Here is a 19,520-nt window from a genome sequence, read left to right as displayed (position 1 = left end):
CGGTGACGCAGCGGCCCGGTGCGGTCGCACACGCGGCTGCGTCGCGATGCCCACCTACTCCTGGTGGGCGTACCGCTCCCCCAGCCAGGCGTCGCCGCGCACGTGGTAGCCACGGGTCTCCCAGAAGCCGCGCTCGACGTCGGCCAGGTAGTTCCAGCCCCGGACCCACTTGGGACCCTTCCACGAGTACAGGTGGGGCAGGATCAGTCGCATCGGACCGCCCCGCTCGTCGCTCAGGGGTACGCCGTCGTGGTGGGTCGCCAGGATGGCTCGCGCCGAGGCGAGGTCCTCCAGCCGGACGGTCGCGGTGTAGCCGTACTCGGCGAAGACCAGCACATGCTCGACGTCGGGCCGCGGTGGTGCCAGGTCGAGGATCGCACGCGCCGCGACACCGGACCACGTCTCACCCACGGAGGACCAGCCCGTGGCGCAGTGCAGGTCGGCGACCACATCGACGTGCGGGAGCGCCGTCACCTGCTCGAACGTCAGCTCGTGCTCGATACCACCATCGGTCCGCCCCCCGACGGTGAAGAGCCATCGCTCCGGCCGGCGCCGCGGCACCGGCCCGTAGTGCATGACCGGGGCGGGCGAGACGGCGTGCTGGCCCGGCGGGAGCGGGTGGTCGTCCAGCATGTCGTGCGCGCCCGTCCCCCACGTGCTGTCCCCTGCGGTGTCCACGGATCAGTGGCTGCGGATCATCTCGGCGACGTCGAAGGCCATCTCGAGCGACTGCTGGTGGTTCAGGCGCGGGTCCACGAGTGTCTCGTAGCGGCGGGCCAGCGCGGCGTCATCGATCGCCTCCCCGCCGCCGAGGACCTCGGTGACGTCGTCGCCGGTCAGCTCCACGTGGAGGCCGCCGGGGATGGTGCCGAGTGCTCGGTGGACCTCGAAGAAGCCGTGGACCTCGTCCAGGATCGTGGCGAGCTCGCGGGTCTTGTAGCCGCTCGAGGAGGTGATCGTGTTGCCGTGCATGGGGTCGCACACCCAGGTGATCGGGCGGCCGTCGGCCGTGACGCGCTCGAGGATGTCGGGCAGGACGTCGCGGACCCTGCTCGCACCCAGGCGGGTGATGAAGGTCAGGCGCCCGGGCTCGCCGTCGGGGTTGAGCTTGTCCATCAGTGCGACGGCGTCGTCCCCCGTGGTGGTGGGGCCGAGCTTGACGCCGATGGGGTTGCGCACCTGGGCGAGCATCTCGACGTGGGCGCCGTCGATCTGCCGGGTCCGCTCGCCGATCCACAGGAAGTGGGCCGAGGTGTTGTACGGGTGGCCGGTGCGCGAGTCGATGCGGGTGAGGGCGGCTTCGTAGTCCAGCAGCAGAGCCTCGTGCGAGGAGTAGAACTCCACGGTGCTGAGGCTGTCGAAGTCGGCGCCGGCGGCGGCCATGAACCGCATCGCGCGGTCGATCTCGCCGGCGAGCACCTCATACCGAGCGTAGGCCGGGTTGGACATGAACCCGCGGTTCCACTCGTGGACGCGGCGCAGGTCCGCGAAGCCACCCTTGGCGAACGCCCGGATGAGGTTGATGGTCGTCGCGGAGTGGTGGTAAGCGGTCAGGAGGCGGCCCGGGTCGGGCGTGCGGCCGGCCTCGGTGAACGGGTGGCCGTTGACGGCGTCGCCGAAGTACGCGGGCAGGGGCACGCCGTCGCGCGTCTCGACGTCGTTGCTGCGCGGCTTGGCGAACTGGCCGGCCATCCGGCCCATCTTGATCACGGGCATGCTCGCGCCATAGGTCAGCACCGCAGCCATCTGCAGGATCGTCTGGATCTTCTTCCGGATCCGGTCCGCCGTCGACTCCGCGAACGTCTCGGCGCAGTCCCCGCCCTGGAGCAGGAACGCCGCACCACGCTGGGCGGCGGCCAGCTGGTCGCGCAGGCGGTCGACCTCACCGGCGAAGACGAGCGGGGGCCACTGCGCCAGCTCGTCCGTGACGCCGTGCAGCACGTCGTCGTCGGGCCACGCCGGCTGGTGTGCGGCGGGCCGCTCCCTCCAGCGCTCGAGTCCGGCCGTCGTCGTTACCTCGTTGCTCACCGCCTCAGGATAGGGCCCGCGCAGATACCGCCGGGACGCGTCCACGTCCCGGTACACCCCGGGCGCGGCCACCTGGGCAGGAGGCCGCGTCCGGGACGCGGTTCACCGTTCGTCCACGTCGCCGGTGCCGTCGTCCACGTCGCCGGTGTCGCTCGGTTCGCCGTCCGGCTACGCCCGCAGTGCCCGGTGGAGCAACGGGTGCGCCCCCAAGCGCTGCGCGAAAACTTTGGCATGAATAGCAGTCCGAAAGTTTCATCGAGCGTGGGTCGTCCCGGCGCGTGGGTCGTCCCGGCGCGTGGGCCGTCCCGGTGCGAGCTGGTGCCGAAACGATCGATGCCGGGGCTTCGCGGCACGGCCCCGGTCGGATCAGTGCGCGGCGCCCTCGGCGGCCACGACCGACTGGCCGAGCTGCCCCATGAGCTCGGCGAACCACTCCTGCGTGATGTCGAACGCCTTGCCCCCCGCGATCCGGGGGAACGCGATGGCCTTGAGGCGGCCGCCGTCCTCCTCGTCGTGCCCGATGACGCCGGACTCGCCCCGGAGGGCGCACTCCACGGCGAGGTCGGTCATCGACTTGATGAGGCGGAGGTCCTCGGCGTTGGCACGGGAGGATCGGGAGAAGTACCCGGACTTCTGCACCATGACCTTCTCGGCACCGATGCGGTCGGCGAACTGCTTGGCGAACCAGGCGCCCGGGTTGACGGTGTCGAGCTTGACATGGCCGAACGGGTCCCGCTGGACCTCCTCGCCCTTGGCCTCGAGCTCGGCGACGATCTCGGGCACGCCGGCCCCCTCGGACAGGAAGATGTTGACGTTGCCGACCTCGTCCATGACGCGGCGGAGGCGCTCGGCCTCACCGGCGATGTCGATCTTCATCTCGGGCAGGAACACCGCGTGGATGTCCCAGCGTTCCTTGCTCAGACCGATGCTCGGGACCCACTCCTGGGTGTCCAGCCAGCCGCGGTAGGACTGCGCGGCCGCGGCGGTGAGCCAGCCGCAGTGGCGGCCCATGACCTCGTGGACGATGAGCTGGCGCGGGCCGGAGCGGTGCTCGCCGATGACGTTCTGCGCGAACTCGGCGGCCTCCTCGGCGGCGGTCCAGGCCCCCAACGACTGCCGGATCGGGACGATGTCGTTGTCGATCGTCTTCGGCAGGCCCACCACGGTGAGGTGGTAGCCGTTGTCCTCCAGGTAGGCGGCGAGATCCGCCGCCGTGGTGTTGGTGTCGTCGCCGCCGATGGTGTGCAGCACGTCGACGCCATCCGTCCGCAGCCGCTCCGCGGCGACCTCGAGGGGGTCTTGCCCCTCCTCGACGAGACCGCGGGAGACGAGGTCCTTGGCGTTGGTCAGCTTGACGCGCGAGTTGCCGATCGGGCTGCCGCCGAAGCGGTGCAGGACACCGGCGTGACGGCGGGCCTCGTCGTCGACGACGACCTTGTTGCCGGTGAGGAGGCCGTGGTAGCCGTGCTGGTAGGCCACGATCTCCACCTCGGGCGAGATCTCCGTGTACCGCTCGATCAGTCCGCCGACGGCGGAGGAGAGGCAGGGGGCGAAGCCGCCCGCGGTGAGCAGGGCGACGCGACGGACCGACATCAAGGGCCTTCCGGTAGTTCCTCGACGGGCCGGAGGATCCCCGGCCCGGGCCGTGCGCCGTTCGCACCCGGCCGCACTCATCCTAATGGGGGGTGCCGCGTCCTCCTCGTGGGGGCCGCGTGGCGGATCAGTTCGCCCCGAGCGTTCCCGGTACGCAAGGGCCGCACCGGCGCCTCGGCGCTCTACAGTGGACGCCATGGCCGGCCCCACCGCTCCCGACGGCGCTCCGGGCCCGCACGAGCCCGAGCTGGACGACGAGACCGTCGCCTCCCGTTGGGCGGAGTTGACGGCGTCGCTCGGTCCCCTCGACGCCGCGCCGGATCCGCCCGACCTCCCGAGGGCGACGCCCGCCGAGCCGCAGGAGCGGCCCCTCGGCCCGCGTGACTACCTGGCGGACGAGGACGAGGACGAGGGGTTCGTCCCGCCGGAACCCGCACCGCTCTCGCACGCCGACCCGGCGCTGACCCTCGGCTGGATCGCCACCGTCGGCTCGCTCCTCACCGGCCTGGTGCTGGCGCTCGTGTGGCGCCCGCTGCCCGACGGCGTGTTCGCCGTGCTCGGTGGCGTGCTCCTCGCGGGTGTGGGCCTGCTGCTGTGGCGGATGCCGTCCCGGCGAGACGACGACCCGTCCGGCGGGGCCGTCGTCTGACCCGGGCCTACTGGCGCGCGAGGTCGGCGGCGCCGACGACGCCGGCTCCGTTGCCGAGCTGGGCGAGCTCGATCGTGAGCTCGCCCCGGTAGCCTCGTGCCGAGAGCTGGCGGCGAAAGCCCTCCCGCGCGGGCTCGAGCAGCAGGTCACCCGCGCTCGCCACCCCGCCACCGATCACGGCGATCTCCGGATCGACGATGGCCGCCAGGTCCGCGATGCCCGCGCCGAGCCAGTAGCCCAGCGCGTCGAAGAGCTCGACGGCGAGGGGGTCCCCCGCCTGGGCGGCCTGGGTCACGTGCGGGCCCTTGATCCGCTCGCCGCCCGCGAGCTCGATGATCGCCCCGGCACGGTCCGGGTCCGCGACGACGGCGGCGCGGGCCGCCCGAGTCAGCGCCCGCCCGGAGGCATACATCTCCCAGCAGCCCTCGTGGCCGCAGCCGCAGTAGTGCCCACCAGGGACCATCTTCATGTGCCCGACCTCGCCGGCCGCACCGAACGCCCCACGCAGAAGTCGCCCGTCGAGGACGATCGCCCCGCCCAGGCCGGTGCCCACGGTCGCCATCACCATGTGTTCGGCATCGCGGGCGACACCGAACCGGAACTCGGCCCAACCGGCCGCATTCGCGTCGTTCTCCACCACGATCGGCAGGTCGATCGAGGCCGCGAGGCGCTCACGCAGCGGGTAGTCGCGCCAGGCGATGTTGGGGGCGAACAGCACGGCGTCCCGCCGGGGGCTCACGAACCCCGCCGCCGCCACACCGACCGCACCGACGTCGTGCGTCGACCTGAGCTCGGTCACGGCGTCGATGACGGCGCGCTCGATCGCCGTCGCGTCCTCGGGCTCCGTGGCGCGCCGCGTCTGGACGAGGACCGTGCCTTCCTCGTCCACGACCCCCGCCGCGATCTTGGTCCCGCCGATGTCCACGCCGATTGCGTGCATTCCTCGTCTACCTTCCGGCCACGGGCCTTGGCCGTCCCTCGGCCGTCCCTATTCTCTCGCCCCATCGTCTCGGTTCGGCATCGGCGGGCGGTAACCGCCACGCCGCGCACGCTTACGGCGGTTACGCTGGCGGTCCCAACTGCCGATGGAGACCGCATGGACGAGTACAGCTCCCCCCGAGGGGTCGATGTGGACCCCGCCCGCCGTATCACCGACTACCTCGTCGACCACGCCCGCCTGCGTCCCACCCAGATCCTCTTCGAGGAGAAGGTCGACGGAGCGTGGGTCGCCCACGACGCGGTATGGACACTCGCCCGGGTCGACGAGATCGCGAAGGGCCTCATCGCGGCTGGGGTGGGACCGGGCCAGAGCGTCGCGATCATGTCTCGCACCCGTCTGGAGTGGACCCTTGTCGACCTCGCCGCGTGGCACGCCGGTGCGGTCCCGGTCCCGATCTACGAGTCCAGCAGCCCCGACCAGGCACGCTGGATCCTGGCCGACTCCGGCGCCGTCGTCGCCTTCGTGGAGAACGCCGGGAACGCGGCGACCGTGGAGGAGGCCCGGACCCTGGAGGGCGGTACGCCGATGCTGCGGGAGGTGTGGCAGATCGACGCCGGTGCGCTCGACCAGCTCGCCGAGCTGGGCAGGGACATCCCCGACGCCGACCTCGAGGCGCGCCGGGCCGGCGTCGGCCTCGACTCGCTCGCAACCATCATCTACACCTCCGGCACCACCGGCCGGCCCAAGGGCGCCGAGCTCACGCACGGCAACTTCGTCGAGCTGTGCCTCGAGGCGATCGACTCGCTGCACGTCGTCGTCACGCCGGCCAACGCCCGCTCGCTGCTCTTCCTGCCGCTCGCGCACGTGTTCGCCCGCTTCGTCGAGGTGCTCGTACTCCTCGCGGGCAAGCCGCTCGGGCACACGGCCGACGCCAAGCAGGCCGTGGCGGACTTCGCCACGTTCCGGCCCACGTTCATCCTCTCCGTGCCACGCGTGTGGGAGAAGGTCTACAACGGCGTCGAGCTGCGCACGGGTGGGGGCGTCAAGACGAAGATCTTCCGCTGGTCGGCCAAGGTGGCGATCACGTACTCGCGGGCGCTCGACGCCGGCGGCCCGTCGGCGGTGCTCAAGGCGCAGTACCGGGTGGCGGACAAGCTCGTGCTCTCGAAGATCCGCCACGCGCTCGGCGGCCAGGCGGAGTACGCCATCTCCGGCGGTGCGCCGCTCGGCGAGCGCCTCGGGCACTTCTACCGCGGCGTGGGGCTGACGGTGCTGGAGGGATATGGGCTCACCGAGACCACGGCACCCACCAACGTCGGCCGCCCGGGGAGGGTGAAGATCGGAACGGTCGGCCAGCCCATGCCGGGAACCTCGGTGCGGATCGCACCGGACGGGGAGATCCTCCTCAAGGGCATCGGGGTGTTCCGCGGGTACCACAACAACCCGGCGAGCACGGCCGAGGCGCTCCAGGACGGCTGGTTCCACACCGGGGACATCGGGTCCATGGACGTGGACGGCGCGCTCCGGATCACCGGCCGCAAGAAGGAGATCATCGTCACCGCGGCCGGCAAGAACGTGGCGCCGGCCCCGCTCGAGGACTCGGTACGGGCGCACCCGCTCGTGTCGCAGTGTGTCGTCGTCGGGGACCAGCGCCCGTTCGTCGGGGCGCTCATCACGCTCGATGCCGAGATGTTGCCGGGCTGGCTGGCGAACCACGGCCGTCCCGAGCTGGGCGTCGTCGACGCAGCCCGCGACCCACGGGTGCTCGAACATCTCCAGATGGCGATCGACCGGGCGAACTCGAAGGTCTCGCGCGCCGAGCAGATCAGGGCGTTCGACGTCCTCGACACCGACTTCACGGTGGAGAACGACTACCTCACGCCGTCGCTGAAGGTGAAGCGCAAAGCCGTGCTCGAGGCCTTCGCGAGCACGATCGACGACTTCTACGCCCGCGCCGCTGCCGACCGCGAGGCTCGGCCGGAGGGCTCGGTGGGTTAGTGCCGGGTGCCCGCCGGACCGGCGGGCACCGACGGGTGGGGCACCTGCCGCCGGTCGGCGGTCGGCGGTGTCGCTACCGCACGATGTCGGTGCCGCGCCCTAGCGTGGCGGGCATGCAGCAGTCGCTCCTGGAGGTGCCGCCCGGTCGCCGGTTCGTGCTCGACGACGCCACCCGCGCCGCGGCCGGCACCGGTGTGCCCGTCCAGCTCGGCCTGGACGAGCTCGGCACCGACCTGCGCGAGGCGACCTTCGTCGTCGTCGACCTGGAGACCACCGGTGGCTCCCCCACCGGTTCGGAGATCACCGAGATCGGTGCGGTGAAGGTGCGCGGCGGTGAGGTCCTCGGGGAGTTCCAGACGCTCGTCAATCCCGGTCTCGCGATCCCGCCGCAGATCGTGGTGCTCACCGGTATCACCGACGCGATGGTGATCGACGCCCCGCCGATCACCGAGGTGCTGCCCGCCTTCCTGGAGTTCGCCGGTCTGGGCCGGGGCACGGTGCTCGTGGCGCACAACGCGCCGTTCGACGTCGGGTTCCTCCGGCACGCCACCGAACGCATGGGCCTGGCCTGGCCGCGCCCACCGGTGGTGGACACGGTCCGCCTCGCCCGCAAGGTCGTGACCCGGGAAGAGGCACCCGACCACCGGCTCGGCACCCTCGCGGCGCTGTTCTCCACTGCGGTGACGCCCGATCACCGCGCCCTGCACGACGCGCGCGCCACCGTCGACGTGCTCCACGTGCTGCTCGAGCGCATGGCCCCGCTGGGGGTGACGCACCTGGAGGACCTGCGTACCGCGACCGACCCGGTCCCCCAGCGACGGCGCCGCAAGTCCGCCATGGCGGACGGGCTGCCGGACGGGCCGGGCGTCTACCAGTTCCTTGGCCCGTCGCAGGAGGTCCTCTACGTCGGCACGGCAGTGAACTTGCGCCGCCGGGTGCGGCAGTACTTCACCGCCGCCGAGAAGCGGGCCCGGATCGGGGAGATGCTGGACCTCGCGCGGGGGGTCCGGACGATCCCCTGCGCCACGGCCCTGGAGGCGCAGGTGCGCGAGCTCCGGCTCATCGCCGAGCTCGACCCGCCGTACAACCGACGGTCCCGGCGGCCCGAGCGCCGGCCGTGGCTGCGCCTCACCGACGAGCCGTTCCCGCGCCTGAGCGTGGTCCGGCGGCTCGCCGCCGCCGAGATGGGCTCCGCGCTGGGACCGTTCCCCTCCCGCCGGGCCGCCACGGAGGCGCTCGAGGCGATCCAGGAGGCCGTCGCGGTGCGCCGGTGCACCCAGCGGCTCCCGCTCGTGCCGCAGACCGATGCACACGTGTGCGCCCTGGCGGAGATCGGCCGGTGCGGCGCACCCTGCGTCGGGTCGCAGGACGTGGCCGCCTACGCCACCGCGACCGTCCGCGCACGCGCGGCGCTGCGCACCGACGTCGACTCCGTGGTCGAGGTGCTGCTCGGGAAGATCGGGGACCTCGCCGGCCAGGAGCGCTACGAGGAGGCCGCGCGGCAGCGGGACCGCCTGCAGTCGCTCCTCTCCGGGGCGCGCCGCACCGAGCGGCTCCGGCCCCTCGTGACGGCGCCCGAGATCCTGGCGGCGCGGCCGCACCCGGGCGGCGGCTGGGAGATGGTCCTCGTGCGCTACGGCCGGCTCGCGGGCACCGTGGTGGCACCCCGGGGGGCGCCCACCACGCCGGTGATCGCCGCTCTGCGCGCCGGCGGTGAGGTCGTGGCGGCGCCCGAGGCCGCGTGCGGCGCCGCGCCGGTCGAGGAGTCCGAGCTCGTGGCGGGGTGGCTCGAGGGGACCGGGGTGCGCCTCGTCGAGGTCACCACCGGGAGCGTGCCGCTCGCGTGCCCCGTGCGTGGCGCGGGCAGACACCGACTCCCGGGCCGAGGATGATAGGGGGAATCCGTCGAGGCGGCCGGGGCCGCCCCGACGTCCTACCGAGAACGCCGTGCCCTACCGACAACGCCCTGAAGGAGCGAACATGCTGACTGCCATCGTGCTCATCGACGCCGAGGTCTCCCGGATCCCCGAGGTGGCCCAGGAGGTGGCGGACCTCGAGGGCATCAGCGAGGTCTACTCCGTGACCGGCGACATCGACCTCATCGCGGTCGCCCGGGTCAAGGAGCACGAGGACCTCGCCAAGGTCGTCGCCGACCACATCGGGAAGGTGGACGGCGTCCTGCGCATGCAGACCTACATCGCGTTCCAGGCCTACTCGCAGCACGACCTCGAGCAGGCCTTCCACATCGGCCTGGACTGATGTGGAACGGCTCTGTCAAGTGGGGAATTTCCGCGTAGTCGCCCTGGTTCTGGGCGCGGGCATTCGGGGTCAAGGGCGGCCGTAGGCCGTCGCGGAGCGATCGCGTAGCGACCCTTGAGGCCGTGGGCGCGCGTCCGGAATCCTTGATTGCGCGGACAGGCGGGACCCTGGTCAGTGCTGTGGGGGTGTCTGCCGTGGAGGGCTCACGGGTGGGCGGGTGGTGGACGGGCGAGATAGCCACGCGCCGGGCCCTGTGTGGTGGCCTGGCCGTCAGACTGATGTTCGCGGGTTGGTACCGCCATGTCGGCGTTTCGCAGGTGGGTGCCCCTAACTGAGCGCGCCCGGGTGGGCGGGCATAGTCCAGACGGGGATCGGTCCTGCTGCGGCGGTGGCCCGACGCGTGGGGTCGGTGGTCCCAGGACCGGGGTGGCCGGTCCGGTCCGGGAAGGAGGGAAGAGCATCGCGATCAGGGCGTGGTGGTCATCTCGGCCCAGACGAACCCGGCGAGCTCGCGGGCGATGGCGGTGACGACGACGTTGCGGCTGGACTTTCGCGCGTCCAGTCGTCGGAACCGTCTGGTCAGGCGTAGCTGGGCCTTCCAGGCGCGTGCGACGACGTCGGGGTCTAGGCCCTGCTGACGGCGGCGGAGTGTGGCGCCGGTGGCGGGGTGGTGCTGGTAGGTCCAGGCGGCCTCGACGAGTTGGGTGCGCAGGTGGATGTTCCCGGCGTGGGTGATGTGCCCGCGGCGGGTGCGCTCCCCGGAGGAGTGCTCCGAGGGCACCAGCCCGCAAAACGCCATGAACGCCCCAGCGGTAGGGAAGCGACGCCAGTCACAGACCTCGGCTGCCAGGGTCAGCGCCCCCATCGAGGTGATGCCCCGGTAGGCGCCCAGTCGGGCGACGGCGTCGGCGAACGGGGCTCGGTCGAACCAGGTGGTCAGGTCCTTCTCGATCGCGGTGACCGCGGCCTCGCGGGCGTCGAGGGTGGCCATGTAGTGGCGCAGGGTCGCCTGGGCGGCGAGGTCGTCGAAGTGCTGGGCCGCGATCCATTCCCGGTGCTTGTACGTCCAGTTGTCCCCGTCCCGCCACACCCGTCCGTGGCGGAGCAGGAACTTGTTCAGCCGGTGCTTGGCCCGGGTCTGGTCGATGATCATGTCGGCCCTGGCCCGGCACAGGTCCCGCACTCCTTCCTCGGCCACGGTGGGGATCCGGATCGCGGTCAGTTCCCCGGCCCGGTGCAGGCGGGCCAGACGGCGGCAGTCCCGCGTGTCCGTCTTGACCCGGTCCCCCGGGGCGAGGGGGATCAACGACGGGGCGATGACCTCGCACCGCACTCCCAGGCCGGCCAGCTGACGGGCCAGCTCGTAGCCCGTCGGCCCGGCCTCGTAGCAGGCGAGGAGCTCCTGTGGGTGATCGAACCTCGCGATCAGGCGCGCCACGGCGTCGGGATCGGAGGAGATCGAGGACGTCGAGGGCTCTTCCCGGCCAGGCTCGAGCACCGCGACAGAGATTGTCTTCTTGTGAACGTCCAGACCGAGGTGGATCAGGTCCCGACGCTCCTGCACACTGGACATGACGACCGGCTCCTTCGTATGTGGCACCTTCCGCTCCAGAGTGGATGACCCACGCGAGATGCGAAACGGGCCGGCCGTTCCATGCTGACTGATGTGGCCGTAGGCACCGTCCGCCGTGACCGACCAAGCACCGAGGCCCCCGGGCGGGGACCTCGGCGCTTGGTGCGTTCGAGCGCCGGCGCGCGGCCGCGCGTGATCAGTGCGAGCGGGCGACCCAGCGGTCCAGCAGACCGGCCGCCGCGCCGGAGTCGACCGATCGTGCAGCATGGTCGAGGCCCGCGCGGAGCCGCTCGATCAGCGGCGCAGCACCCGAGGTGCCCGGGAGCGAGCCGTCCGCGACGAAGGCGGCGGCGGCGTTGAGCAGCACGGCCTCACGGACCGGGCCGGGCTCCCCGGCCAGCAGCGCACGCGCCACCCCCGCGTTGTAGGTGGCATCCCGGCCGCGCAGGTCGGCGACGGTGGCCGGACGTAAGCCCAGCTCGGCCACGGCGTCCAGCGTGGACGCGGTGACGAAACCGTCCCGGACCTCCCAGATCTCGTTGAGGACGGTGGCGCTGAGCTCATCCAGCCCGTTCTGGCCGCGGAAGACCAGGGCCTGGGTGCCGCGTCGGGCGAGCACCCCAGCCACGAGCGGCGCGGTGCGGGCGGTGGAGACGCCGATGGCGCCCGCGCGCGGGCGCGCCGGGTTCGTCAACGGGCCGAGCACGTTGAAGGCGGTGCTCACCGCGAGCTCTCGCCGGGTCGCCGCCGCATGCCGCATCGAGGGGTGGAAGACGTTCGCGAAACAGAACGTGATGCCCAGCTCGCGGAAGTTCTGCTCCACGCGCGGGATCTCGAGGTTGAGGTCCACGCCCAGCGCCTCGAGCACGTCCGCGGAGCCCGACGACGAGCTGGACGCCCGGTTGCCGTGCTTGACGACGCCGACGCCGGCGGCCGCGATGACCAGGGACGCCATGGTCGAGATGTTGACCGTGTGCAGCCGGTCCCCGCCCGTACCGACGATGTCGACCACGTCGCCGGAGACATCGATGGGCACGGCGCGCGCCAGCATCCCGTCGGCCAGTCCGCCCAGCTCGTCGACGGTCTCACCCTTGGTGGCCAGGCCGACGAGAAAGCCGGCCAGCACCGCGGGCGGCGTCTCTCCCGCCATGATCTGGTCCATCGCCCACGCGGTCTCGGCCGCGGTGAGGTCCTGACCGGCCACGAGCTGAGCGATGAGCTCGGGCCACGTCGGCGTTTCGGCGTGGGCCGCCGCTGGGGGTCGGCTCACTTACCAGCCTTCTCGAGCTGCGTGCGCAGGACGCCGGCCACCGCCTCCTGCAGCTCGCGGGGGTCGAACGGCGCGGGCACCACGGCCGCCGCCTCCGCCCAGTTGGCCAGCCACGCATCCTGCGGGCGGCCGGTGAGGATGATGGCCGGGGGGCAGTTGAAGATCTCGTTCTTGAGCTGGTAGGCCACGGCCATGCCGCCGACCTTGGCCGTCTCGCCGTCGAGGACGAGGAGGGCGAAGTCTCCCTGCTCCACCTTCTCCACCACACCCGCGTGGGTGGCCGCCTCCGTCCAGCGCACGCGGGGCAGGCCCTTGCCGGGCCGGCGCCCCACCGCCTCGATCACCGCCTGGCGCGTGTCGACGTCGTCGCTGTAGATCAAGAGCTCGACGGTCGCGTTCTCGTCCACCTGGGACGCAGCGCTTTCGGGTGCGATCTGCGGGCTGGCCATCGTCGTCCTCCAAGGTTTCCTCGCGGGGCGGTCCGCGCCCGTGTCCGTGCCGAGCGGTCGACGCATGTCACCGTTGTGGACGCACGCATCACCGTTCTACCCCGGCATCGTAGTGCTCGCGGCGCCCGGGAGGCCCATCGCGCCGCACGTCCGGACGAATCGGACAAACCGGTCGTCGACGGACTAGGACCAAAGTCTTGGTCATCTGACCTTTCGGCGGATTTACGCTAGTCCTGGGTTTCCCTGCCGACTTGCCGACCCCAGAACTGGCCAACAGGGGGCCAACCTGCGCCATAATGACGCCGTGTCGTCAACCACCGCCGCCCCGAGCGCACCCCCCGTGCAGGTGACCAGGCCGAACACGCTGTCGGTCGGAGTCATCGTCTGGCTGTCCAGCGAGCTGATGTTCTTCGCGGGCCTGTTCGCGATGTACTTCACGCATCGTTCGGTCGCCGGCCCCGAAGTCTGGTCGCAGTCGACCGGCCTGCTGAACGTGCCGTTCGCCCTCGTCAACACCACCGTCCTGGTGCTGAGCTCCGTCACCTGCCAGATGGGCGTGTTCGCTGCGGAGCGGTTCCAGGCGTCCCGCACCGGCTCGCTCCTCGACGTGGCCCGCTGGGGCATGCGCGAGTGGTACACGCTCACGTTCGTCATGGGTTCGATCTTCGTCGCGGGCCAGGTCGCGGAGTACGCCGAGCTCATCCACCAGGGCGTGACCATCTCCGCCAGCTCCTACGGCTCCGTCTTCTACATTACGACCGGGTTCCACGCCCTGCACGTCATCGGGGGGCTCATCGCCTTCCTGTTCGTGCTGGGCCGGGCCTTCACGGCCAAGCGGTTCGGGCACCTCGAGGCCGGCAGCGCCGTCGTCACCTCGTACTACTGGCACTTCGTCGACGTGGTGTGGATCGTCCTGTTCTTCATCATCTACATCCTTCGGTGACGGCAACCCCGTCTTCGGCCCGTCCTCCCTCGTCCCAACACCCCGAACAAGGACTCAGCATCGTGAAGGCACTCGCCGCCAGCAGGAGAAGCCGGTTCGCGCCGGCGATCCTCGTCCTGCTCGCCCTGCTCGTCACCGGCGCGCTCTATGCCGTGCTCGCCCCACGTCCCGCCGACGCCGCCACCGCCGGCAACGCGCAGGACATCGAGCAGGGTGAGGCCCTCTTCCAGGCGAACTGCGCCACCTGTCACGGCATGGCCGCCGAGGGCACCGACAGCGTGCCGTCGCTCGTCGGTGTGGGTGCCGCGTCCGTGGACTTCCAGATGTCGACGGGCCGGATGCCGATGGCGAGCAACGCACCTCAGGCCGAGGCGAAGGAAGCCCAGTTCGACGCCGAGCAGATCAGTCAGGTCGCGGCGTACGTCGCCTCGCTCGGCCCCGGGCCGGCGATCCCCACAGCCGAGCAGGTCGACCCGGCCGGCGGCGACCCGGCCAACGGCATGGCCCTGTTCCGCACGAACTGCGCGATGTGCCACAACGCCGTCGGCGCCGGCGGGGCGCTCAGCGAGGGCAAGTACGCCCCGTCGCTCTTCCGGTCCACCCCCACCCAGATCTACGAGGCCATGCTCACCGGCCCCCAGTCGATGCCCGTCTTCAACGAGGCCAACATCGACCCGCAGGGCAAGCAGGACGTCATCGCCTACCTCATGCAGCAGCGCGAGACGTCCGTCGGCGGCATCACGCTCGGCTCGCTCGGCCCGGTGGCCGAGGGCCTGTGGGTGTGGGTCATCGGCATCGGTGCGCTCATCGGTGTCGCCGTGTGGATCGGAGCGAAGTCCTCGTGAGCATCAGCCAGCACCAGCCCACCGGGACCACCGTGCCCGAGCGGTTCGAGAACCCCGGCCTCGAGGAGCATCGGCCCCGCCTCGGCGACGTCGACCCGAAGGCGCGCCGCCGCACGGAGGGGCAGATCGCGCTCCTCTTCACGATCTCCGTGATCGCCTCCGCCGCCACCGTGGTCGGGTACTTCGCCATCCCGCTGGACTCCACGCTGGGCAGCGTGCGCCTGTCCACGCTCGTGCTCGGCGTCGGCCTCGGCGTCGGCATGCTCGGCATCGGCATCGGGACCATCCACTGGTCCAAGGCCCTGATGACCAACGTCGAGCAGATCGAGCTGCGGCACCCGCAGCAGTCCGACGACGAGACCCGCAAGATCGCCGCCGGCATGATGGTCGACGGCGCCGACGACTCCGGCATCGCCCGGCGCCCGCTCCTCAAGGGCGCCATCGTCGGAGCTGCGGCACTCGCACCCCTGCCGATCCTGATCCCGCTCATCGGCAACCTCGGTGGCGACTGGGACGTCTCGAAGTTCCGGCACACGCTCTGGGGCGACGTCCCCGAGGGCACGGGCGGTGAGATCCCGGGCGGTGGCGTCGGCCGGCGCCTCGCCATCGACCCCACCGGCAGACCGCTGAAGGCATCCGACGTGACGATCGGTTCCGTCTTCCACATCATTCCTCAGGGTCTTCAGGACGAGGAGCACTTCCTGGAGGAGAAGGCCAAGGCCATCGTGCTGCTGGTGCGCGTCGACCCGCGCGTCCTCAAGGTGAGCCCGGAGCGGGCGGACTGGTCCTACGACGGCATCGTCGCCTACTCGAAGGTCTGCACCCACGTGGGCTGCCCGGTGGCGCTGTACGAGCAGCAGACGCACCACCTGCTGTGCCCGTGCCACCAGTCCACGTTCGACATCACCGACGAGGCCAAGGTCGTCTTCGGTCCCGCGCGGCGCGCGCTGCCGCAGCTGCCGATAACCGTCGACACCGAGGGCTACCTGGTCGCGCGCAGCGACTTCACCGAGCCCATCGGCCCGAGCTACTGGGAGCGTCTGAAGTGAGCACCTCGAGCAGCAAGGCGGACGGCTACGTCCCGTCGAAACAGATGGCGGGCACCGCCGACTTCCTCGACAACCGGGTCGGCGCCGCCAAGGCGGTCAAGTTCATCTCCCGGAAGATCTTCCCCGAGCACTGGTCCTTCATGCTGGGCGAGGTCGCCTTGTGGAGCTTCATCGTGCTGATCCTCACGGGGTTCTTCCTGACGTTGTTCTTCGAGCCGTCGATGACGCACACCACCTACCCCGAGGATGCGCTGCCCGTACAGCTCCAGGGCCAGCCGATGTCGGCGGCCATGGCCTCCACGGTCTACATGTCCTTCGAGGTCAAGGGTGGTCTGCTGATGCGGCAGATGCACCACTGGGCGGCCTTGCTGTTCACCGCGGCGATCGTGGTGCACATGTTCCGCGTCTTCTTCACGGGTGCGTTCCGCAAGCCCCGCGAGATCAACTGGCTCATCGGCTTCACGATGCTGATCCTCGCCCTGCTGGCCGGTTTCTCCGGCTACTCCCTCCCGGACGACGTGCTCTCCGGCAACGGCCTACGGATCGCGGACGGCGTCGCCAAGTCGATCCCGATCATCGGCTCCTTCGCCAGCTACGGGCTGTTCGGCGGGGAGTTCCCGGGCACCGACATCGTCCCGCGGCTCTTCACCGTCCACATCCTGCTCATCCCCGCGCTGCTCGTCGGGCTGGTGAGCGTGCACCTCATCCTCATGGTCGTGCACAAGCACACGCAGTACCCCGCACCGGGCCGGACCGACAACAACGTGGTCGGCTACCCCGCGTTCCCCGTGTACGTGGCCAAGATGGCGGGTTTCTTCTTCATCGTCTTCGGGTTCATCGCACTCCTGGGCACGCTGATCTCGATCAACAACGTCTGGAACTACGGGGCGTACGACCCCTCCCCCGTCTCCGCCGGCGCCCAGCCGGACTGGTACATGCTGTTCATGGAGGGGGCGCTGCGCCTCACGCCCGGCTGGGAGTTCGTCATCGGCGGTTACACGCTCTCGCTGAACGTCCTGATCCCGGCGCTGATCGTCCCCGGCCTGCTGTTCACCGCCATCGGCGCATACCCGTTCATCGAGCGTGCGGCGACGAAGGACCTGCGCGAGCACCATGTGCTGGACCGCCCGCGCAACGTGCCGGTGCGCACCGCCACCGGGGTCGCGATCATCTCGGCCTTCGTCCTGACGGTGATGGCCGGCTCGAACGACCTCATCGCGACGCACTTCCACCTGTCGATCAACGACATCACGTGGGCGTTCCGGATCCTGTTCTTCGTCCTGCCGGTGGTGGCGTTCGTCGTCACCAAGCGGATCTGCCTCGCGCTGCAGCGCCGCGACCGCGAGCTCGCGCTCCACGGCTACGAGACCGGCCGGATCGTGCAGCTCGCCGACGGCCGCTTCATGGAGGTGCACAAGCCGCTCACCGATCACGAGCGCTGGATCCTCGTGCAGCACGAGCCCCAGCGGCCCGTCGAGATCGAGCCCGCCACAGACGCCTTCGGCGTCGACCGGCCCGGGTGGCGCAAGGACGTCTGGCGGCGCCGGCTCTCCCGGTTCTTCTACGAGGATCGCGTCGAGCCCGTCACGCCCGCAGAGCTCGCGGCCGCCCAGCACCACGGTGGCGAGATCGAGGGTGATGACGGCCCCCGCAAGGAGGTCCACGGCGGCGCGCTCGGCTTCGAGATGGAGGTCAAGCAGGAGCACCACGACGACGGCGTGCCCGCCAGCACGTCGGTCGCCACGCTCGAGCAGTCCAGGAGCTGAGGGCGGCGCACACGCCACCGACGACGGCCGGTCCCCACGGGCGCGGCCCTCGGGCGTCCGTCCCCGCCGGCCGATCGTCCGTGCTCGCCGACGACCACACGAATCTCCGCCGTTCGCCAGCCGTGCGGCGGTGCAGGAACCGGACGCACCCGCGTTCGGGCAACGGGAACATTCTCGGTGCCGCTAGGTTGACCTAGGTGACCGGGAACACCCCGGCCGGCCGCCCAGCGGCGGCCGACGGTGCCCACCCGTTGACGCACCGCGGTGCCTCCCGGCACCGCCCGACAAGCCAGGAGGATCATTCATGGCCGTGTACACACTCCCCGACCTCCCCTACGACTACAGCGCCCTCGAGCCGCACATCAGCGGCAAGATCATGGAGCTGCACCACGACAAGCACCATGCCGCGTACGTGACGGGCGCGAACGCCGCGCTCGACAAGCTCGCCGAGGCTCGCGAGAGCGGGGACCTGGCCGCGGTGAACCTGCACGAGAAGAACCTCGCGTTCAACCTCGGTGGCCACACCAACCACTCGATCTTCTGGCAGAACCTCTCCCCGGCGGGCGGCGGCGGGCCCGAGGGCGAGCTCGCCGAGGCCGTCAAGGACTCGTTCGGCTCGTTCGAGAAGTTCGTCGCGCACTTCACCGCGAACGCCACGTCCATCCAGGGCTCCGGCTGGTCCGTGCTGGCCTACGACTCGCTCTCCGGCAAGCTCGTGATCTTCCAGCTCTTCGACCAGCAGGGCAACGTCCCGGTCGGGACCCTCCCGCTGCTGATGCTCGACATGTGGGAGCACGCCTTCTACCTCGACTACCTCAACGTCAAGGCGGACTACGTCAAGGCGTTCTGGAACATCGTGAACTGGCAGGACGTCGCCGCCCGTCTCGCGAAGGTGACCGGCTCAGGCCTCGTCGTCGCCTGACAGCCGCGCGGGCCCACCGGTCCGCGCCGGGCGGCGGCCCCCCCCTTTGCCGAAGCACCCAGAAGGCCCCCAGGATCGCTCCTGGGGGCCTTTTCGGTGCGTGCTGTCAGTGCGCGTGCTGCCCCCGGGAGAACTCCATCAGCTGCCCGGCCACCGCCAGGAGCGCGATGACGGCACCGATCCCGACCAGCCACCATCCGATGGCGATGCCGAGGAAGGCCACCGCGACGCCGGCGCCCATCACCAGCGGCCACCAGCTGTGCGGGGAGAACACCCCGACCTCGCCGGCGCGGTCCTCGATGTTGGCCAGCGGGTCGTCCTCGGGGCGTTGGTCGACCCGGCGGCCCGTGAGCCACAGATAGCCGCCGGCCATCGCGAACATCCCGCCGAGCAGGATCAGCGCGACGGCGCCGACCGCCTCCGACCAGCCCGTGACGAACCCGTAGACGACCCCGATGGGCACGAAGAAGATGATGCCCGAGAGGAAGAGCCACGCCTCCACCCGCAGGGGCCGGGTGTCCGGCCGCTGGTCGTGTTCCAAGCCGTGCGGGTTCATCGCTGTGTCCCTTCGCCCTCGATGGTGTCGCGTTGCGCGCGCTCACGTGCCGCAGTCCGCTCGCCCGGGCGCTCGGTGCCCGCCAGGACGGAGTCGAGGAGCCCGCGGTCCGGTTCCGGGTGGTCCATGGCGGAGACCTCGGGGTGGTGCAGGTCGAATGCCGGCCGCTCGGAGCGGATCCGCGGCAACGAGGTGAAGTTGTGCCGCGGGACCGGCGAGGCGGTGGCCCACTCCAGGGAGTTGCCGAAACCCCACGGGTCGTCAACAAACACCGTGCGCGGCCCGCGCTGGGTCTTGTAGACGTTGTACAGGAACGGCAGCGTCGATGCCGCCAGGATCACCGACCCGACGGTGGAGATCTGGTTGTAGAGCTGGAAGCCGTCCTCGACCAGGTAGTCCGGGTACCGGCGCGGCATGCCCTGCACGCCCAGCCAGTGCTGGACCAGGAACGTGGTGTGGAAGCCGATGAACAGCAACCAGAACTGGATCTTCCCGACCCTCTCGTCGAGCATGCGGCCGGTCCACTTGGGCCACCAGAAGTAGAAGCCCGCGTACATGGCGAACACCACCGTGCCGAAGACGACGTAGTGGAAGTGGGCCACGACGAAGTAGGTGTCCTGCACCTGGAAGTTCATGGCCGGGCTGGACAGGATGACGCCGGTCAGCCCACCGAACAGGAA

At 70.9% G+C, this 19,520-nt stretch carries 18 protein-coding genes; 9 read left to right on the top strand and 9 right to left on the bottom strand.

Annotation, left to right across the window (positions count from 1 at the left end; all coding sequences use genetic code 11):
* Positions 1 to 54: 54 nt before the first annotated feature.
* From ACYC1Z_RS04650 to ACYC1Z_RS04640, 3 genes are all read right to left on the bottom strand, one after another.
* Positions 55 to 678 (bottom strand): molybdopterin-dependent oxidoreductase, encoded by a 624-nt coding sequence (locus tag ACYC1Z_RS04650; RefSeq protein ID WP_461408373.1) that lies wholly within the window; start codon positions 676 to 678, stop codon positions 55 to 57.
* Positions 679 to 681: 3 nt separating this feature from the next.
* Positions 682 to 2,028 (bottom strand): class II 3-deoxy-7-phosphoheptulonate synthase, encoded by a 1,347-nt coding sequence (locus tag ACYC1Z_RS04645; protein ID WP_461408372.1) that lies wholly within the window; start codon positions 2,026 to 2,028, stop codon positions 682 to 684.
* A 366-nt stretch (positions 2,029 to 2,394) separates the two neighbouring features.
* Positions 2,395 to 3,621, bottom strand: a complete 1,227-nt coding sequence (locus ACYC1Z_RS04640; RefSeq protein WP_461408371.1) for a pyrophosphate--fructose-6-phosphate 1-phosphotransferase — start codon at positions 3,619 to 3,621, stop codon at positions 2,395 to 2,397.
* Between the two features lie 196 nt (positions 3,622 to 3,817).
* Between ACYC1Z_RS04640 and ACYC1Z_RS04635 the strand changes: the two genes are divergently transcribed.
* Positions 3,818 to 4,270 (top strand): hypothetical protein, encoded by a 453-nt coding sequence (locus tag ACYC1Z_RS04635; RefSeq protein ID WP_461408370.1) that lies wholly within the window; start codon positions 3,818 to 3,820, stop codon positions 4,268 to 4,270.
* Positions 4,271 to 4,277: 7 nt separating this feature from the next.
* On the opposite strand, the gene ACYC1Z_RS04630 is transcribed toward ACYC1Z_RS04635, so the two are convergent.
* Positions 4,278 to 5,210 (bottom strand): ROK family glucokinase, encoded by a 933-nt coding sequence (locus ACYC1Z_RS04630; RefSeq protein WP_461408369.1) that lies wholly within the window; start codon positions 5,208 to 5,210, stop codon positions 4,278 to 4,280.
* Positions 5,211 to 5,366: 156 nt separating this feature from the next.
* On the opposite strand from ACYC1Z_RS04630, the gene ACYC1Z_RS04625 reads away from it, so the two are divergent.
* The 3 genes from ACYC1Z_RS04625 to ACYC1Z_RS04615 all read left to right on the top strand — a co-directional run bounded on the left by ACYC1Z_RS04625 (position 5,367) and on the right by ACYC1Z_RS04615 (position 9,467).
* Positions 5,367 to 7,208 carry an AMP-dependent synthetase/ligase gene (locus tag ACYC1Z_RS04625; protein WP_461408368.1) on the top strand — a complete coding sequence of 614 codons (1,842 nt, stop codon included), beginning with the start codon at positions 5,367 to 5,369 and terminating at the stop codon, positions 7,206 to 7,208.
* 113 nt (positions 7,209 to 7,321) lie between these two features.
* Positions 7,322 to 9,100: a DEDD exonuclease domain-containing protein gene (locus ACYC1Z_RS04620; protein ID WP_461408367.1), complete on the top strand. Its 1,779-nt coding sequence runs from the start codon at positions 7,322 to 7,324 to the stop codon at positions 9,098 to 9,100.
* Positions 9,101 to 9,188: 88 nt separating this feature from the next.
* Positions 9,189 to 9,467, top strand: coding sequence for an Lrp/AsnC family transcriptional regulator (locus tag ACYC1Z_RS04615; protein ID WP_461408366.1), 279 nt, complete (start codon positions 9,189 to 9,191; stop codon positions 9,465 to 9,467).
* Positions 9,468 to 9,933: 466 nt separating this feature from the next.
* Here ACYC1Z_RS04615 and ACYC1Z_RS04610 read toward each other — a convergent pair whose 3' ends face one another.
* From ACYC1Z_RS04610 to ACYC1Z_RS04600, 3 genes are all read right to left on the bottom strand, one after another.
* Positions 9,934 to 11,040, bottom strand: coding sequence for an IS110 family RNA-guided transposase (locus ACYC1Z_RS04610; RefSeq protein ID WP_461408365.1), 1,107 nt, complete (start codon positions 11,038 to 11,040; stop codon positions 9,934 to 9,936).
* A gap of 196 nt (positions 11,041 to 11,236) precedes the next feature.
* On the bottom strand, positions 11,237 to 12,310 hold the full coding sequence (gene trpD, locus ACYC1Z_RS04605; RefSeq protein WP_461408364.1) for an anthranilate phosphoribosyltransferase: 1,074 nt from the start codon (positions 12,308 to 12,310) through the stop codon (positions 11,237 to 11,239).
* Entirely contained in the window at positions 12,307 to 12,759 is a 453-nt protein-coding gene (locus ACYC1Z_RS04600; RefSeq protein ID WP_461408363.1) for a hypothetical protein, read from the bottom strand. The genes trpD and ACYC1Z_RS04600 overlap by 4 nt, the downstream gene beginning before the upstream one ends.
* Positions 12,760 to 13,063: 304 nt before the next feature.
* Here ACYC1Z_RS04600 and ctaE point away from each other — a divergent pair, with 304 nt between their 5' ends.
* The 5 genes from ctaE to ACYC1Z_RS04575 all read left to right on the top strand — a co-directional run bounded on the left by ctaE (position 13,064) and on the right by ACYC1Z_RS04575 (position 18,284).
* Positions 13,064 to 13,702, top strand: coding sequence for an aa3-type cytochrome oxidase subunit III (ctaE, locus tag ACYC1Z_RS04595; RefSeq protein ID WP_461408362.1), 639 nt, complete (start codon positions 13,064 to 13,066; stop codon positions 13,700 to 13,702).
* A 62-nt stretch (positions 13,703 to 13,764) separates the two neighbouring features.
* Entirely contained in the window at positions 13,765 to 14,547 is a 783-nt protein-coding gene (qcrC, locus tag ACYC1Z_RS04590; protein WP_461408361.1) for a cytochrome bc1 complex diheme cytochrome c subunit, read from the top strand.
* Positions 14,544 to 15,596 (top strand): cytochrome bc1 complex Rieske iron-sulfur subunit, encoded by a 1,053-nt coding sequence (qcrA, locus tag ACYC1Z_RS04585; protein ID WP_461408360.1) that lies wholly within the window; start codon positions 14,544 to 14,546, stop codon positions 15,594 to 15,596. Before qcrC ends, qcrA begins: the two co-directional genes overlap by 4 nt.
* 44 nt (positions 15,597 to 15,640) lie before the next feature.
* Positions 15,641 to 17,362, top strand: a complete 1,722-nt coding sequence (qcrB, locus tag ACYC1Z_RS04580; RefSeq protein WP_461408385.1) for a cytochrome bc1 complex cytochrome b subunit — start codon at positions 15,641 to 15,643, stop codon at positions 17,360 to 17,362.
* Positions 17,363 to 17,666: 304 nt separating this feature from the next.
* Positions 17,667 to 18,284 carry a superoxide dismutase gene (locus ACYC1Z_RS04575; RefSeq protein ID WP_461408359.1) on the top strand — a complete coding sequence of 206 codons (618 nt, stop codon included), beginning with the start codon at positions 17,667 to 17,669 and terminating at the stop codon, positions 18,282 to 18,284.
* Positions 18,285 to 18,390: 106 nt separating this feature from the next.
* Here the strand turns inward: ACYC1Z_RS04575 and ACYC1Z_RS04570 are convergent, their stop codons facing one another.
* The gene (locus tag ACYC1Z_RS04570; RefSeq protein ID WP_461408384.1) at positions 18,391 to 18,792 is read right to left on the bottom strand and encodes a cytochrome c oxidase subunit 4; all 402 of its coding nucleotides are present in this window, start codon (positions 18,790 to 18,792) and stop codon (positions 18,391 to 18,393) included.
* 44 nt (positions 18,793 to 18,836) lie between these two features.
* The coding region (locus ACYC1Z_RS04565) for a cytochrome c oxidase subunit I (protein WP_461408358.1) at positions 18,837 to 19,520 on the bottom strand (684 nt) is incomplete at its 5' end.

It is taken from the genome of Georgenia sp. (assembly GCF_054605595.1).
This window is presented reverse-complemented; position numbering and strand designations above follow the sequence as displayed.

Coding starts and splice junctions, on each gene's coding strand:
- ACYC1Z_RS04640 (WP_461408371.1), bottom strand. CDS start 3,621: ATGTCGGTCCGTCGCGTCGCCCTGCTCACCGCGGGCGGCTTCGCCCCC.
- ACYC1Z_RS04610 (WP_461408365.1), bottom strand. CDS start 11,040: ATGTCCAGTGTGCAGGAGCGTCGGGACCTGATCCACCTCGGTCTGGAC.
- ACYC1Z_RS04620 (WP_461408367.1), top strand. CDS start 7,322: ATGCAGCAGTCGCTCCTGGAGGTGCCGCCCGGTCGCCGGTTCGTGCTC.
- ACYC1Z_RS04635 (WP_461408370.1), top strand. CDS start 3,818: ATGGCCGGCCCCACCGCTCCCGACGGCGCTCCGGGCCCGCACGAGCCC.
- ACYC1Z_RS04625 (WP_461408368.1), top strand. CDS start 5,367: ATGGACGAGTACAGCTCCCCCCGAGGGGTCGATGTGGACCCCGCCCGC.
- qcrB (WP_461408385.1), top strand. CDS start 15,641: ATGGCGGGCACCGCCGACTTCCTCGACAACCGGGTCGGCGCCGCCAAG.
- ACYC1Z_RS04615 (WP_461408366.1), top strand. CDS start 9,189: ATGCTGACTGCCATCGTGCTCATCGACGCCGAGGTCTCCCGGATCCCC.
- ACYC1Z_RS04575 (WP_461408359.1), top strand. CDS start 17,667: ATGGCCGTGTACACACTCCCCGACCTCCCCTACGACTACAGCGCCCTC.
- ACYC1Z_RS04630 (WP_461408369.1), bottom strand. CDS start 5,210: ATGCACGCAATCGGCGTGGACATCGGCGGGACCAAGATCGCGGCGGGG.
- ACYC1Z_RS04600 (WP_461408363.1), bottom strand. CDS start 12,759: ATGGCCAGCCCGCAGATCGCACCCGAAAGCGCTGCGTCCCAGGTGGAC.